This window comes from Peribacillus deserti, assembly GCF_002863585.1.
GTDB lineage: Bacteria > Bacillota > Bacilli > Bacillales > DSM-1321 > Paraperibacillus > Paraperibacillus deserti_A.
In genome coordinates this window covers 1-14724 of record NZ_PGUY01000023.1, presented here as the reverse complement: position 1 = coordinate 14724, position 14724 = coordinate 1, and the positions used below count along the sequence as shown (strand labels likewise).

Annotated in this window: 16 protein-coding genes; 7 read left to right on the top strand and 9 right to left on the bottom strand. The window is 42.5% G+C overall.

The window, feature by feature from the left end:
- Positions 1–150: 150 nt before the first annotated feature.
- Both CUU66_RS08205 and yutH read right to left on the bottom strand, forming a co-directional pair.
- On the bottom strand, positions 151–1122 hold the full coding sequence (locus CUU66_RS08205; RefSeq protein ID WP_101641198.1) for a 2-hydroxyacid dehydrogenase: 972 nt from the start codon (positions 1120–1122) through the stop codon (positions 151–153).
- A 76-nt stretch (positions 1123–1198) separates the two neighbouring features.
- Positions 1199–2200 (bottom strand): spore coat putative kinase YutH, encoded by a 1002-nt coding sequence (yutH, locus tag CUU66_RS08200; RefSeq protein WP_101641197.1) that lies wholly within the window; start codon positions 2198–2200, stop codon positions 1199–1201.
- 139 nt (positions 2201–2339) lie between these two features.
- On the opposite strand from yutH, the gene CUU66_RS08195 reads away from it, so the two are divergent.
- On the top strand, positions 2340–2837 hold the full coding sequence (locus tag CUU66_RS08195) for a phosphatidylglycerophosphatase A family protein (RefSeq protein ID WP_101641240.1): 498 nt from the start codon (positions 2340–2342) through the stop codon (positions 2835–2837).
- 159 nt (positions 2838–2996) lie between these two features.
- On the opposite strand, the gene CUU66_RS08190 is transcribed toward CUU66_RS08195, so the two are convergent.
- From CUU66_RS08190 to CUU66_RS08170, 5 genes are all read right to left on the bottom strand, one after another.
- Complete coding sequence (locus CUU66_RS08190) at positions 2997–3881, bottom strand: NAD-dependent epimerase/dehydratase family protein (RefSeq protein WP_101641196.1); 885 nt, start codon at positions 3879–3881, stop codon at positions 2997–2999.
- A 32-nt stretch (positions 3882–3913) separates the two neighbouring features.
- Positions 3914–4162 (bottom strand): hypothetical protein, encoded by a 249-nt coding sequence (locus CUU66_RS08185; protein WP_101641195.1) that lies wholly within the window; start codon positions 4160–4162, stop codon positions 3914–3916.
- A gap of 152 nt (positions 4163–4314) precedes the next feature.
- Entirely contained in the window at positions 4315–5085 is a 771-nt protein-coding gene (locus tag CUU66_RS08180) for a TIGR01457 family HAD-type hydrolase (protein ID WP_101641194.1), read from the bottom strand.
- 400 nt (positions 5086–5485) lie between these two features.
- On the bottom strand, positions 5486–5938 hold the full coding sequence (locus tag CUU66_RS08175; RefSeq protein WP_101641193.1) for a DUF86 domain-containing protein: 453 nt from the start codon (positions 5936–5938) through the stop codon (positions 5486–5488).
- Positions 5939–6016: 78 nt separating this feature from the next.
- A complete protein-coding gene (locus tag CUU66_RS08170) occupies positions 6017–7318 on the bottom strand; it encodes an EAL domain-containing protein (protein ID WP_101641192.1) in 1302 nt (433 codons plus the stop codon).
- A gap of 165 nt (positions 7319–7483) precedes the next feature.
- On the opposite strand from CUU66_RS08170, the gene CUU66_RS08165 reads away from it, so the two are divergent.
- Positions 7484–7750 carry a DUF3055 domain-containing protein gene (locus CUU66_RS08165; protein ID WP_101641191.1) on the top strand — a complete coding sequence of 89 codons (267 nt, stop codon included), beginning with the start codon at positions 7484–7486 and terminating at the stop codon, positions 7748–7750.
- Between the two features lie 58 nt (positions 7751–7808).
- Positions 7809–8093 (top strand): cytosolic protein, encoded by a 285-nt coding sequence (locus CUU66_RS08160; RefSeq protein WP_101641190.1) that lies wholly within the window; start codon positions 7809–7811, stop codon positions 8091–8093.
- 204 nt (positions 8094–8297) lie between these two features.
- Here the strand turns inward: CUU66_RS08160 and CUU66_RS08155 are convergent, their stop codons facing one another.
- Positions 8298–8573 (bottom strand): YutD family protein, encoded by a 276-nt coding sequence (locus CUU66_RS08155; RefSeq protein ID WP_101641189.1) that lies wholly within the window; start codon positions 8571–8573, stop codon positions 8298–8300.
- 112 nt (positions 8574–8685) lie between these two features.
- Between CUU66_RS08155 and CUU66_RS08150 the strand changes: the two genes are divergently transcribed.
- Complete coding sequence (locus CUU66_RS08150; RefSeq protein WP_101641188.1) at positions 8686–9312, top strand: YhcN/YlaJ family sporulation lipoprotein; 627 nt, start codon at positions 8686–8688, stop codon at positions 9310–9312.
- Positions 9313–9761: 449 nt separating this feature from the next.
- Positions 9762–10685 (top strand): M23 family metallopeptidase, encoded by a 924-nt coding sequence (locus CUU66_RS08145; RefSeq protein ID WP_101641239.1) that lies wholly within the window; start codon positions 9762–9764, stop codon positions 10683–10685.
- A gap of 668 nt (positions 10686–11353) precedes the next feature.
- On the opposite strand, the gene CUU66_RS08135 is transcribed toward CUU66_RS08145, so the two are convergent.
- Positions 11354–12475 carry an HD-GYP domain-containing protein gene (locus CUU66_RS08135; RefSeq protein ID WP_101641186.1) on the bottom strand — a complete coding sequence of 374 codons (1122 nt, stop codon included), beginning with the start codon at positions 12473–12475 and terminating at the stop codon, positions 11354–11356.
- Between the two features lie 283 nt (positions 12476–12758).
- Between CUU66_RS08135 and CUU66_RS08130 the strand changes: the two genes are divergently transcribed.
- Entirely contained in the window at positions 12759–13982 is a 1224-nt protein-coding gene (locus CUU66_RS08130) for an ammonium transporter (RefSeq protein ID WP_374702982.1), read from the top strand.
- A 17-nt stretch (positions 13983–13999) separates the two neighbouring features.
- Positions 14000–14359, top strand: coding sequence for a P-II family nitrogen regulator (locus CUU66_RS08125; RefSeq protein WP_101641184.1), 360 nt, complete (start codon positions 14000–14002; stop codon positions 14357–14359).
- Positions 14360–14724 lie beyond the last annotated feature (365 nt).

Below are 14724 nucleotides of genomic sequence, written 5' to 3'. Positions count from 1 at the left end.
CTCTTTGACTTGATTTTCTGAGGGAAAAATTTTTGCAAGCTGTATTATAAATTGCACGTTCATACCCGAGGGAATCTACACAAAAAAGGACATCCCTAAAAGGATATCCCTTCACTATAGACTGCCCAGCCTTCGCTGTTACAATCGGTTCTACAGTTCCACCGGGGTTTTTGGCTGTTTCCCAGTAAGAACTGCTTCAATATTATATGTACAAAGATCCATCATTTCCATCCTTGTTTCTGTAGAGGAACTCCCAATATGGGGCAGTGCGACTACGTTTTTCAGGGTTAACAAAGGATGATCTGCGTTTATTGGCTCTGTTTCAAATACATCAAGCCCAGCAGCACTAATTTCCCCGGATACCAGAGCTTCATATAAGGCTTGTTCATCCACAACCGGCCCTCTTGATGCGTTTACAAATATGGCCGAGTTCTTCATTTTTTTGAAGCTGCCGCCATTAAAGATGCCTTTTGTTTGGGCAGTAAGGGGTGTTAAGCAGACAATGTAGTCAGACCTCTGTATTAATTCATCAAAGCTTACATACTGAGCCCCAAGCTTCTCCTCTGCTTCTGGCTTTCTTGTGCGGTTATGATAAAGGATTTCCATTTCGAATCCAGTTGCACGCTTAGCAAGAGCCTCTCCTATTTTACCCATACCTACAATACCGATCGTTTTGTGATGAATATCATGGCCTGCAAGTAAAAGAGGGCTCCAGCTTTTCCATTCTCCCTCTTTTACATATTCCGCGGCCTCGACGATTCTCCGTGCCGCAGCCATCAAAAGTGCAAAGGCAAGGTCCGCAGTCGTATCTGTTAACACATCGGGAGTATTGCACACCACGATATCTCGTTCACTTGCAGTTTTCAAATCGATATTATCGTATCCTACTGCAAGATTTGCGACAACCTTCAGGCTTGCACCAGCCTCTAGTACTTCCCTATCTATTTTATCCGACAGCATGGTCAGCAGTGCATCCGCTTTTTGAGTCTCCTTTAGCAGCACATCTCTTGGAACAGATTCCGTTTCCGACTCCCACATAGAAACCTCGAAAGAATGATATAGTTGTTCAAGTGCACCAGCCGGCAGCTTTCTTGTTATAAAAATATAAGGCTTTCTTTTCATATCCTTAACACTCTCCCATGATGAATTCCTTTATATATTCATCATACCACAGGAAAAATCTGATTAGCCATTTGTATTATAGCCAGTCAAGCTGTGGAAGCCTGAGCTTCTTGGCCGGAATTTCAGCCGCTTCATAAAAGCTCTGGAGGAACCGTTCATATAAACGGGTATTGTTAATAATGGTTTCAAGAGATTCTTCCAATTCCTTCTGACGCGATTCAGGCTGGGCAATAAAATAGTTTTCAATCGTTTCGTAATAATGAATGGGAAGGAGGAGTCTGGAGTAAAGCAGTCTTGCAGAAAAACCAGTGAATGCCGATGTGTTTTGATAGTCGGAAATAAATTGCCTTAAAGCCGGCTGATAGGTGTGGGGATGTTCGAGATAATGATCTCTGACCCATTCTGCAACATCCCGGGTTCCATGGTCGAATACCCAGTCAAAGGGATTCCTGACCAGCACCCTGCCCCTCCAGCTGTTCTTTAGAAACCGCTCATGGCATACTGTACCATAATCCACGGCACCCGGCTGATCATCAATCTCTGTATCCACCAGATATTGTATGGCATTTTCGCCAAGTGCCATAAAGTAGGGGAATGATTCAACAAATAGCCTTTCAAACTCATTACCCGGATGAGATTGAAGTTTTTCTCTCCAGACCGTCTCTATCCCGTCTATCCGCTGCTCCCACATTTCCTTCCATTTACCGATTCTAGAACACGATTTAACCTGATGGGGATATAATCTGCCTCTGATATGAAATCTAGCAAGCTTTTTTCCCAGCTGGTAATCCCTCGGCTCCTCCAGAACTGGATTTGCCAATAATAAAAAGACCTTATCTCCCGCCTGGGAAAGATACGTTTCTTTCTTTGACATTACAAAAGTTGAGACATATTTGTCACCCTGCTCAGTAAGAAACTGGGACATTTGCTGCCTTTCTCTCAGCTCTTCCTCATTTATCTCTTGTAGAGGGATGATACTAAATAAGCAATTATTAAACATGAAAGCCGCAAATCCTCCGACTGATTCCTGCCGTTCCATTCTAAAGCCGTAATTTTCGTAAATAGCTTCTTCGAACATACATATCCTCCTCGTCGAAAAATTTAAATGGGTTTATTCGGACATCCTAACTCATATATATGAAACAGCAGAATGTTTTTTGTTATCTTTTATAAATTGCTTAAGCTTCCTTACGAAATCCCCAGGAAAAGGTGATAACATGGTCAAGAAAAAAGTGGATATGACAGAAAAAACGGCGAGGAAGTGGCTGGAGGATCGAGGAGTATCAATCAGGGATATTGCCGATTTAGTAATGTACCTGCAGAGTAAATATCATACTAACCTGCAGATTGAAGACTGTATCCATAATGTCGAGCGGGTACTCAGCAAGCGTGAAGTGCAAAACGCCATCTTGACCGGTATTCAGCTCGATCTCCTGGCAGAGAGAAAACTCCTGGATGAACCGCTGCAGTCTATTATTGAAGTTGATGAAGGATTATACGGCGTAGACGAAATCTTAGCCTTCTCCATTGTGAACGTGTACGGTTCTATCGGGTTTACAAATTACGGCTACATCGATAAACAAAAACCCCTTATATTAAAAGAGCTGAATGATAAAAGTTCGGGCAAATGCCATACTTTCTTGGATGACATTGTCGGAGCCATCGCTGCCGCAGCATCAAGCAGACTTGCCCACCGCTCGGCGAATGTAGAATAATGAAAGAAAGACCAATGCTTCAGAAAGTGCATTGGTCTCTGTTTTGCTAAAAAGGCGTCGGCACAGCCTTTTTTTATGTTATGGTCAATCAATCACACGTTTTGTTTACACTTGAAATGATTTCGCGCGAAAATCCCATTTTCTGGCCATATGGTTTATTTACTCAACTTCTTCCCTTACCAGCTTTTGTACCAACTCGGGCAGCCATTCATCCAGTTCATCAAATATAAATCCATGTTCCGCCGCTTTGGAATTGTCCATGTACCAGGATTCTGTGACTCTGAAGGGAGACATTTGTTCATCGTTCGTGATTTGCTGTATCAAGGCTTCTTTGCCTGTGTATGTTTCGATTAAAGAAAATAGCTGGTTTAGGGATATTTCACCATTAGAACTTGCATTGATCGGCCCGGCCAATTCATTTGTGCCAAGCCAGGCAAGAAAGCGGGCTGCTTCGTCAGAGTTAATAAAAGACAGCACCGCCTCCCTGTTAGGTACACCGATGGCCATTTCCTTCAGAACGTTCTTAACATGGAAATGGAGTCGTTTTGTATAGTCATCCTCCCCCAAAACAATGGGAAATCTTACAGTATTCACCAAAAAATCTGCTTTCTGAAAAAATACGGCCTCTGACAACCTCTTTCCTTCACCATAGGAAAGGCTCTCAACCTGGTCACTCGCTAGAGGGTAAGTATACGGATCAAAGTCCTCTTCCCTTTTCTTTTCAGGACCATATTCATAGACAGAAAGCGTGGAAGTCATTATGTATTTTTTAACCTTGCCTTTAAAAATTCTGCATGCTTCCATGGCCTCCATTGGAGTATAACAAATATTATCGTAAATCAGATCCCAGTTCTGCCCTCCCGCAGCATTTTCCAACGCTTGTGGATTGGTACGGTCCAAAAGCATTCTGTAGACATTGTCGCCGAAAGAGTCCTCTGCATGGCCTCTGGTTGCTATCGTAACCTCATGTCCGGCATCAATCAACAGAGAAACCAGTTTTTTTCCAAAGAACCGGGTCCCCCCTAATATCAATACTTTCTTCATGGTCATCCCCCATTCTTATATATTCATTCTTACTATGTCATCCTGCCAAAATATGTGTCAATTTTAAATGGCGAATCGTTCTGAAGCGGGATAAGGAGGCCCTGCTGGTCATAAATACCGTGCTGGGACAGGGTGGTTTCGTGCAGAAAATAGAATTCCCGAGCAGTACTTGTTTTGCGCTGAAAGATCGTATCTCGCGCCCGGAACTGCAGATAGGCCGCACCGATCCATTTAATCATAGAATTTAATACCCAAGCGCGGATCATACCAGAAACTAGCATTCCTCACTCCTTATTGGAGGACAGTCAGAATTCCAGCCGATAGCCCCGCTTGAGGAGTGTCACATGAACAAAATTCCTAGATACCCCCTCAACATACAGCACTCTGAAAAAAGCACCCTGTTATTCAGGATGCTTTTCCGCCGCTGTTATTTTCAGTCTGCAAATTTCCATAAGTCTAATGTATTTACGGTATAAGTAGGCTGTCTGTCATAGTTTTTCAAGAGTTCAGGGGTGGTGACGCCGGTATGGACAAGCAGAGTGTCAATGCCGGAATTCAGGCCTGCCAAGATATCAGTGTCATAGTAGTCGCCGACCATAATGGTTTCTTCTTTTTGTGTACCAAGCACTTTTAGTGCCTGTTCCACGATGATGGATTCTGGTTTTCCTATAAAGATTGGCTTAACCTGAGTCGAAACCGCAACAACTGATGTAATTGAACCATTTCCTGGAAGGAAACCCCTTTCCGTGGGCAATGCTATATCCGCATTCGTTGAGATAAAGGTTGCACCATTGCGGACGGCTAAGCAGGCGATCGCAAGCTTTTCATAGGTAATGCTGCGATCTATTCCCATTACGACGAAATCAGGATTTTCTTCTTTAAAGGTAAACCCTTTTTCCTGGAGAGCGTTGCGGATTCCTTCTTCCCCAATAACATAGACAGAAGCACCTGGCTGTTTGTCGTGAATGTAATTAGCCGTCGCCATGCTCGTCGTGAATACTTGATGGTCTTTGGCCGGAATATCAAAATCACGCAGTTTCTGTGCTACCTGTCCTGGTGTTCTTGAGGAGTTATTGGTGACAAATAGATAAGGAATCCCTCTTTCGCGGAGCGCTGCGACAAAAGCGCCGGCCTCTTCGATAACTTCTGTGCCTCTGTAAATGGTTCCATCGAGATCGATTAAATATCCTTTATATTGTTTCAAAGACTGAGTCCTCCTATTAATTCATCTGTATGTAAAGCTGCTTACTAAAATTATCATACTCGGAGTATGAAGTTCTAATTTCCTGCCCGGGTTCTGTAAATCACAAAGGCTGTTTTTGCAAATTTTGTTGTTATTGAAAGGGAAGGCAGAGACCTGAAAAGCATAAGACGAGCTGGCCGTGAGAAGTGGTTCTCTTCTCATGGACTGATTGGCTTATGACTCGAGGGTCTCAAGCCTTGGAGCTGGACAATACCCGCTGCCCCCGCAGGAGTCTCGGACCTTTCGTTCCAATCAACCTGTTTAATAATAGTTCGCAGTACTTATTGTAAAACAACAATCATTTTGAAAAGAGCCATAACAAAAAACCCGCTGACCATAGTCTGCAGGCTGGAAATGGTTTTTATTCGCTTTTAAAGGCAGAAACCGGACCTAATTCATTTCGGATATAGCTCCTGATGCTGGCAGGGTATTCTTTAAAGGCAGGCAGCGCCTTGTTCATCCCTGTCAGCAGCACCTCTAGAGATAACTCGGTGTAGTCCTGAATGAGCATTTTTCTAAGGGGGATCATTTGCTTAAAGGATAACGCCATTTTATCGGTCACTACCTTCTCATCTTCGAGAATGTCGATGATATCTTCGAAGCTTCCTGGATCTCTCATGATGAATCCGTCAATCATGGCATTTCCTGTATCAAGTACAGAATCTATCATGGTTTGAGAAATTCTCTCTGCAGCAAGTGCCTGGAGTGATTCAGGGTCTATACTCCCGCCTGCTGTAAGTTCTTCAAATAAACGGCTCTGAGTTTCAAGAAAACGAAGTGTATGCTCAATCTTTTCACGGTCAACAAAGTACATAAGAATTATCCTTTCTGAGTCGATGTCGTAAGATGCCTGAAGTTCGCGTGTCTATCCGGTTGACTATTACAAGGCTTCTTAAGCATGTTCAAGCCGGGCTGGCCTTGCATAGAAATAGCCCTGCGCCATGTCTACTTTGTTTCTAGATAGGACGATGGCTTCTTCCTCAGTTTCTATTCCTTCTGCAACAACCACTGAACCTGCTTCTTTAGCAATTAACAGCAGTCCTTTGAGCATAGACTCTTTGACGGTGCTGTGATGAATGTTCTGGATAACCGTACGGTCAATTTTAATAATATGAGGCATGATTTCACTTATGGTGTGGAGGCTGGCATAGCCGGCTCCTGTATCATCTACTGCAATCCTGAATCCCATAAACTTTAAAGCCCTGATATTCTGGATCAGGCCTTCCACCTCATCGATATCGTCTCTTTCCGTAATTTCAATAACGATCTGTCCTGCCTTTACATTCTTATATTTATCCAAAATCCTCTCCATATCCTTTATAAAGCGGATATTTCCCAGAGTGACCGGAGTAAAGTTAATAAAAATATCATGACTGGATCCGTTTTTAGATACCTGCTCAAACGATTTTTCCAATACGATCATCTCTAAGTCATACAGCATGCTCGTCTGCTTTGCCACAGAAAACAATGTAAGAGGATTTTCAAGCATCGATCCTCGGGGCCCTCTCGTCAGGATTTCATAAGCCCTTATTTGTTTGGATGCCACATCGATAATGGGCTGTGCTAGGAGATGGATCTGTTTCCACTCAATAATTTTTGTCATTTGAAACAGCATCTCATTGAATTCTGAGTGGATTTTTCGTTCAGCCATGGCCGCTGCCTGCTTATGTGCCTTGTCTATGGCTTTTTTTAAAGAAGCAGCATGCTTTTCTACAAACATATATCCTGTTTCAAAATCTGCTTTAATCTGAGGAAATTCATCCTGGAGCCGATCCTTTACCTTCTGTAAAATCAAGGAAGTGGTACCATCTATATCGAGAAGGCTATGCATCTCTGAATCCATCCGGAGTATGAGAGTAATCCCGTCACTATTATAATCGTGCAGCGCTAAAATGTCTTCCAAGGAGACATTCTCCTTTATGACATCAGCATACATTCGTTTTAAGCTGTACATAAAACGGTCGAACTGCTTTACCCCAATCTGCTCGGATATCTGCCGTAAATTTTTAATATTGAACACGATTACCGCTGCTTCGTTCCCCTGCTTGATCGTTCGTTTTGTACTCGATACCAGCGCGTCACGCAAAATAAACTGTGGCGGATAAAAACGAATGCTGGAATGGGGGAGTAATATCTTCAGCCATTTCAATAATTTATGTTTTTTTCCGGAATGCTTATAAGTCAATGTACCCATTCCTTTCGGACACCCATGAAGTTATATAGTAATTTTATCATAAATTGGAGTTATTTGTAATTTACTTATTTTAGTTAAGAAAATTCAAACATCCTTATACAGGAAACATGCACCTTTGGTAGAATGAAGAAAGAAAAGAGTTCTGAATATTTGAGGAGGAAAACTATGGACAACCGCATATTCTTATATGATGACGTGATAAACGCCAAAACGAGGTTCGTCAGCTTTGCGGGTGAAAATATCCGTTTTGACCTAGGAATTATCACCACAGACCGTTTTTATGGAAAGCAAATGGTTCTCGATCTCCAGAGTAACCGTTTCGCCATTATCGGGGAAGATGACTTAGCAGAGGAAGGATATTTGGAATATGCCTTTCAATTATCCCCTGAAGATGCTGCCGACCTTCGTTCCTTTTTAGAGCAAATCGTCTAATCTTACGGAACTGTTTAGGAAAAGCTAATGACTGCAGCCTAAACAGGAGGTCTATTAGATGGATAATGAGTACCATGATTTTGCCAATGTTGAAAAAAGCAGAACTTACCTAACCGCGGAAGAGTTTCCGGAAGGTGCTTACGGCTCACCCATAAAGGAAAATAGCCCAGTGGAAAACAAAAGTACCCCCTGGCGTCCTGGCCAGCAGTTCTATACGTCTTCCAGCTATGAGAATAAAACCCTTCACGAAGGAATGCAGAGACAGATCGAGCCGTCTCATCCCACAAATGATGATCCGAAACAGCATGAAGAGCCGCCTTATACGAATACAGGAAATAGTTGATACGCAGTAATGAAAAGGCTTTGTTTACACCAATTGCTGGCGGGCGGGCGAAATCGAAGATAAAAGCTTAGCCGCACTTACCACCTCGTATATGCTGCATCCCGGCACTCCCTTTAGCTTTCACAAGCTTTGTCATGGGGTGCAAGCACTTCAACTGAACATACTATGAAAAACCTTGTCCTCCCGCAGACAAGGTTTTTTACGTTATTTCTTTATTTTTTTCACCACAAAATAAGGGCATCCAAAGTTGCAGTATTCATACAAATATTCAGAGATCGTGCTTATTTTTGTGTCAAAAGCCGCTTTCTGGTTTTGGTCATCAAAGAAACCTTTGAGCCTGAGCTGCCCATAACCCCAATCCCCCAGGATGTAATCATATTTATTTAATATCTCGCTATAGCGGGCACGGAATGCTTCTTCATTAAAACCGCTGCTTCTTTCATCGATCAACTCATACGTTATATTATTTATTTCGATCATTTCACTCACCTCTAATACTAGCTGATATCAAAATTATAACTTATCCGCCACCAATTACTAAATGAAATTTATTAAAAAGTGGTAACCCTAAGGAATATAGGAGGTGTCAGGGATGTACAAACCTGTACTTGCACTTAGTTTAGGGATAATTCTAACCCTATCCGGCTGTGCTTCTAGAGGGAACCTGAACAATGATAACAATGACAATATTTTCAAAAATACATCTGATCCTGTACGTACGAAAAATATAAACCAGAATTATAATGTTGATAATCATAATAATGATCTTACGGCCAGAGACTTTGGTTTTGTCCGATTGAACAGAACCGTTATAAACGGTGAAACCGTGGAAAAAAACGACAGAATCAGTATAGACCGCGAGCAGATGGCAGATATTATTACCCGTTTATCCGTTCAAATACCTGGAATTGATGAGGCAGCGACTCTTGTCACCGATGAAGAGGCATTGATTGCCTATAGGACAAGCAGCGAAGACCGCAATCAAGCAGCGGATCAAGTAAAGCGGACCGCCCTATCCGTCCTGCCTAGGTACTATCATGTGTATGTTACCGACAATCGCGGACTTATGCAAAATGTGGAAAACTACGCCAGTTTAGATACACATACAGAAAATGTGAATGAAATGCTCCAGAATACCATCAATCAAATGAAGAAATCTCCCCAAGGAAAAAGTGTAACCAAGAACGAAAATGCCAATGGTGAACAGCCAGGTGAATAATGAGGTTTAAAAAGAAGGCTGTTTTCGCAAACTTTGTTGCTATTGTACAAGAGGTTGATTTCCGCTCCAGGATGCTCGCTTTCCGCGGGGCGGGCGGTGAGCCTCCTCGTCTTCGCCTGCGGGGTCTCACCTGTCCCGCTGCTCCCGCAGGAGTCTCGCACCTTACGCTCCAATCAACCTGATTTAACAATAGGTGATGCAACAAAACTTATTAAAAAACAACATTCTTTTAGAAAAGAGCCAAAAAGAAAAGTGCCGAATGCGGCACTTTTTCTAAATTATTGCGATTTCCATTTTTTGAATAACATGAAAGCTAAAAATAAAAGCAAAATAATTTTATGTTTCTAGTAAAGGAGTATGGACCTGTGCGTTATAGTCATTTTCTGATAACATTCATTCTTTGTTTCAGTGTAGTCTTCAGCAGTTCAACATGGGTCGAGGCTTCAGCCATGACTCCTGAGGAATATAAAGTAAAGCTTAGAATGAGCCTTTATGAATATGTGGAGACAGTTACCACGATCCCCTGGTATTTTATAGCAGCAATCGACCAGTATGAACATAGTGTCAGGAATGCCAGAAGAGATCTGCCGGATTCGGATGGCCCAGTAGGAGTGCATATAGATCCAAAGATCTGGTCAGGTATGTTGAATCCTAATTTAAATGATGAAAACCCTGCCTCCATTCAATTTTGGGGCGGTCTCGGAACAGACGGCAACTCAGACGGAAAAGCAAGCATTAAGTCAAATGAAGATCTACTGATCACACTATCAAATTATCTGCTGAGGTATGGAAATGATGAATCCAATTTCAGGATTGGCTTATGGAACTATTATAAGCGGGACAAGGCTGTGGGTATAATCATGGGCAACGCCCGGCTCTTTAAACAGTTCGGCACTGTAGACCTAAGCAAGAAGGTGTTTCCGGTTCCGGTCCGTACCCATTATACCTATAGAGGAACGTGGGGTGTAGCCCGTGGCTGGGGTGGCAGGAGAACCCATGAAGGGACGGATATTTTCGCAGACTACGGTCTTCCTGTTCGTTCTACATGCTATGGAATAATCGAGATGAAAGGTTGGAATAAATACGGAGGCTGGAGAGTAGGCATCCGTGATATCAACAATACGTACCATTACTTTGCTCATCTAAGCGGATTTGCTAAAGGACTCCAGACCGGGCAGACCGTCGAACCCGGGACACTTATCGGTGGTGTGGGCAGTACAGGGTATGGTCCTCCCGGCACTTCCGGAAAATTCCCTCCCCATCTGCATTATGGCTTATATAAGGATAACGGATTGACTGAATGGTCATTTGATCCGTATCCACTTCTGAGAGTTTGGGAACGAAATGATTTGCGGGCTAGAAAAACAAGATAGGAGACTCCTGTTAAGGAGTCTCCTCAGCTCGTGGAAAAAGAGTTTTATCGTTTCTAAGTGTTAAATGGAAACTTTTCAATTTAAGTAATTATGATTCGGTTTAATTGTCTGCCCACTCCCGTGTGTACTTTGGCTGTTGCACGACGGCCGCCGGAGAAAGTGGTCCACTTTTTACTGAAAAACAAGTATTTTTTGTGGATGTAACCCTTATCTCGGTAACCTTTTTGCAACTAAACTCCCCAGCTCTGAGAATACAGGCTTTTCGGGAGAAGTTTTTATTAAATGTGAAAGATTTAGAATCACGCAATAGGGTTTATGCTTACTTCCCATAAAGATATGCTTAAATGTTAAAGGTTTATGCTTACGTTTCTTGGTTTTATGCTTCTGTTTTTCATGTTTATGATTATCTCTCTTCTTCCTATGATTATGGGTGGTGCTTTATGCTTATCCAGCAGCCATTATGCTTATCTTTTACAGAATATGCTGATCACCGAGCCGGAATCCTCTGTTGAGTATCACCGCTCCCAACTATTTCAAGCGGAAGACCATATAAGGATCCCCTAACCGTGCAGGAAACCAGATGATGGCTCCAGGCTGGACCAATCTGCGTATATCAGGACAGTAAAAAGGGCCGTCGAGACTTTCTCGACAGCCTAAGGAGAGCCTTGTTAAAAAGGTTCCGTTTTTTGTTTTGGCGCTGTAAAAAAGGTCGTATCACAGCCCGTAATAAGAATATCCAGATTGCGGCTTAAATCAAGCTCATGGGTATGTTCAAGAACCCTGCCACCTTGTTCAATGACCTCAACCACGGGACGATCGCTTAATCCGTAATTCTGCCGGCTGACAATCCCTCTGCTGCCATCGCTGAGATCGACCGTTAAACTATTGGGGTATATAGCGACTGAGCCTCTAAATGCTTCAACAATCGTTTTATCAAATTGCGTACCCGCCCCTGCATACAGAACTTCCAGGCCCTCATGCGGCAGCATAGCTCCCCTGTAAATTCTATTTGAAGTGACAGCATCAAAAACATCTGCGACAGCTAAAATTTTTCCAAAATAGTGGATTTCATTTCCTAAGAGACCTCGGGGATAACCGGACCCATCGAGCCGCTCATGGTGCTGATAGGCGCAGTGAGCCACTACAAGCGGCACCGTGTGGATACCTTTTAATAGATGAAAACCGTTTTCTGAATGCTTCTTAATTTCTACAAACTCTTCCTCGGTAAGTCTGCCAGGTTTTAATAAGATTTGCTTTGGCACCGCCACTTTTCCTACATCATGGAGCATTGCCCCCAGCGCTAGGACTTCCAGCTGATTGGGAGCAAGCTTAAGCCTAATCCCGACAGCAATGCTATATAAAGTCACATTCAATGAGTGAGTAAAAATGTAATGATCATAGGTATACACATCCGATAGCAAATGCAGCAGCTTCTTATTTCCCATTAACTCTGAAATAAGTTGTTTAATCAGCTCTTTGAAATCCCAGGAAGCTTTTTCTAAAATGAGCGAGGAATCATTTGCTTCTTCTTTCTGAATTTCAGAAAAAGCACTCCTAATCTCTGTAATTGCTTTCCGTCTTAATGTATTTGGAATAGATTCTTGAGGTTTTATGTGTGCTGTCTTCTGATCAAAAATGTAGACAAATGGAATATTCAGCTGCTTAAGACGTGCGATATGCCTGTCGGTGATTTCTACACCTTCACACAGCAGGATTTTATCTCTGTCATTGTATATAGTTTGTCCTACCTTAAGTCCTGGCCTCAATGCTTCAGTGGACAATAATCTCATATAGAACTCCCGTACTTTTCGACATATTCTAGTACAATTTCCCATAATTTGTTCTTCTATTTTATTATCGTATTTATTTCGAAATTATCAAGTGTGATTTCCTTAATCTAATTACTTCTCCTAACTTATGTAAGGTTTTATTACATGGTTAGAAAATATTCCGAATTTTTCAGAATATTTAGCTTGAAATAATTCCTTTTACTCACTATGATAATAAATATAACTTAATTATGTTATAAAACATAACATAACTTATAATCCAATAAAAAAAGGGGTAATGTTAATGTTGAATGATTCTGTATTTATGTTCTTCTGTACTCTCCTAGTATGGCTGATGACTCCAGGGATTGCTTTATTTTACGGCGGAATGGTCCGAAGCAAAAACGTCTTAAGTACTGCTATGCACAGCTATATCCCCATGGCCATCGTATCCATACTTTGGGTAATGATCGGTTATTCTTTATCCTTCTCTACGGGAGGGAATGCATGGATTGGGAATCTGGACTGGGTTGGTTTAAAAGGAGTTACTTTCGAGGCAAACCCTGATTACAGTGAAACCATTCCCCATAATCTTTTCATGATGTTTCAATTAACTTTCGCTGTATTAACTACAGCTTTGATTTCAGGAGCAGTCGCTGAAAGAATGAAATTCTCCGCTTTTGTTGTATTTACGATTCTTTGGTCGCTGCTTGCTTACGCACCTGTCGCCCACTGGGTTTGGGGTGTCGGCGGCTGGCTTCGTGAACTAGGCGCCCTCGATTTCGCAGGCGGTAACGTAGTTCATATTTCTTCAGGTGTCACAGGTCTTGTTCTTGCGATTTATCTCGGCAAAAGAAAAGAGTCAGAAACCAGCACTCCGCACAATCTTCCTTTGACCGTTCTCGGAGGATCATTAATCTGGTTCGGCTGGTACGGGTTTAATGTAGGAAGTGCATTAACATTAAATGAGGTAGCTATGACTGTATTCATTAATACAGCTATTGCGGCAGCTGCCGGAATCATAGGATGGGTCTTAATTGAATGGAAAATTAATAAAAAGCCAACTATGCTCGGCTCCATTTCCGGTGCCATCGCAGGACTTGTTGCCATCACTCCAGCCTGTGGTTTTGTAACACCTGCTTCTTCCATCATCATTGGCTTTATCGGCGGAGCTGTTTGTTTCTGGGGAGTTTTCTCTCTTAAGAAAAAGCTTGGCTATGATGATGCCCTCGATGCTTTCGGTCTTCACGGAATTGGCGGTACATGGGGCGGAATTGCAACAGGCTTGTTTGCAACCACCTCCGTAAACGAAGCAGGAGCTGACGGACTTTTCTACGGAAACATATCACTTTTATTCAAACAGCTGGCCGGGATTGGCGCCACATATGTATTTATTGCCATCGTTACTTTTATCATCATTAAAGTGATTCATGCGGTAATGCCAGTCCGGGTGAACGAAGAAGAAGAGTATATCGGCCTTGACTTGACTCTTCACGGTGAAAAAGCTTATCACGAATCCAACTTATGAAAGGAGCTGGTCCATCCATGGCGGAAAAATTAACGAAGATCGAAATTATTACGCGCCCTTCAAAATTCGAAGCGTTAAAACAAGAACTCGCAAAAATTGAAGTGAGCGGCATCACAGTAACAAACGCACTTGGCTGCGGACTGCAAAAAGGGTTTACAGAGAACTACCGCGGTGTTAAAAGAGAAATTAACATGATTGAACGCATTAAAGTCGAGATTGTCGTATGCAAGGTGCCGGTCCAGTCGGTGGTTGATGCAGCTCGGAAAGTGTGCAATACAGGACAGACGGGTGACGGCAAGATCTTCGTCTATGAGATTGCCAATGCCATTAAAATAAGAACAGGCGATGAAGGATGTGCAGCCTTACAAAATGACTAGAAAAGCAGAGAACGGTGCTTTTTAAAAAAATCTTAATTAATCGCACTATGAATTTCCATCTAATTAAAACGCAAATCATTAAATAAAAAGCAAACATCCGACCAGCATAAGACGAGCAGGCCGTGGAAAGAACTTTTCCTTTCCATGGACTGCTTGGCTTATGTCTCGAGGATTTCAGTTCGCAGCTGGACAACTAGAAAAGCGGGGAACGGTGCTTTTTAAAAGACTCTTTTCTAAAAGATTGTTGTTTTTTAATATATTTTGTTACGTCACCCTATTGTTCAGTCAGGTCGATTGGAACGTAAGGTGCGAGACTCCTGCGGGAGCAGCGGGACAGGTGAGACCCCACAGGCGAAGCCGAGGAG

Bases quoted from the DNA above. Each gene is read 5' to 3' on its own strand.
- CUU66_RS08205 (WP_101641198.1), bottom strand. From the start codon at position 1,122: ATGAAAAGAAAGCCTTATATTTTTATAACAAGAAAGCTGCCGGCTGGT.
- yutH (WP_101641197.1), bottom strand. From the start codon at position 2,200: ATGTTCGAAGAAGCTATTTACGAAAATTACGGCTTTAGAATGGAACGG.
- CUU66_RS08195 (WP_101641240.1), top strand. From the start codon at position 2,340: ATGGTCAAGAAAAAAGTGGATATGACAGAAAAAACGGCGAGGAAGTGG.
- CUU66_RS08190 (WP_101641196.1), bottom strand. From the start codon at position 3,881: ATGAAGAAAGTATTGATATTAGGGGGGACCCGGTTCTTTGGAAAAAAA.
- CUU66_RS08185 (WP_101641195.1), bottom strand. From the start codon at position 4,162: ATGCTAGTTTCTGGTATGATCCGCGCTTGGGTATTAAATTCTATGATT.
- CUU66_RS08175 (WP_101641193.1), bottom strand. From the start codon at position 5,938: ATGTACTTTGTTGACCGTGAAAAGATTGAGCATACACTTCGTTTTCTT.
- CUU66_RS08170 (WP_101641192.1), bottom strand. From the start codon at position 7,318: ATGGGTACATTGACTTATAAGCATTCCGGAAAAAAACATAAATTATTG.
- CUU66_RS08165 (WP_101641191.1), top strand. From the start codon at position 7,484: ATGGACAACCGCATATTCTTATATGATGACGTGATAAACGCCAAAACG.
- CUU66_RS08160 (WP_101641190.1), top strand. From the start codon at position 7,809: ATGGATAATGAGTACCATGATTTTGCCAATGTTGAAAAAAGCAGAACT.
- CUU66_RS08155 (WP_101641189.1), bottom strand. From the start codon at position 8,573: ATGATCGAAATAAATAATATAACGTATGAGTTGATCGATGAAAGAAGC.
- CUU66_RS08150 (WP_101641188.1), top strand. From the start codon at position 8,686: ATGTACAAACCTGTACTTGCACTTAGTTTAGGGATAATTCTAACCCTA.
- CUU66_RS08145 (WP_101641239.1), top strand. From the start codon at position 9,762: ATGACTCCTGAGGAATATAAAGTAAAGCTTAGAATGAGCCTTTATGAA.
- CUU66_RS08135 (WP_101641186.1), bottom strand. From the start codon at position 12,475: ATGAGATTATTGTCCACTGAAGCATTGAGGCCAGGACTTAAGGTAGGA.
- CUU66_RS08130 (WP_374702982.1), top strand. From the start codon at position 12,759: ATGTTGAATGATTCTGTATTTATGTTCTTCTGTACTCTCCTAGTATGG.
- CUU66_RS08125 (WP_101641184.1), top strand. From the start codon at position 14,000: ATGGCGGAAAAATTAACGAAGATCGAAATTATTACGCGCCCTTCAAAA.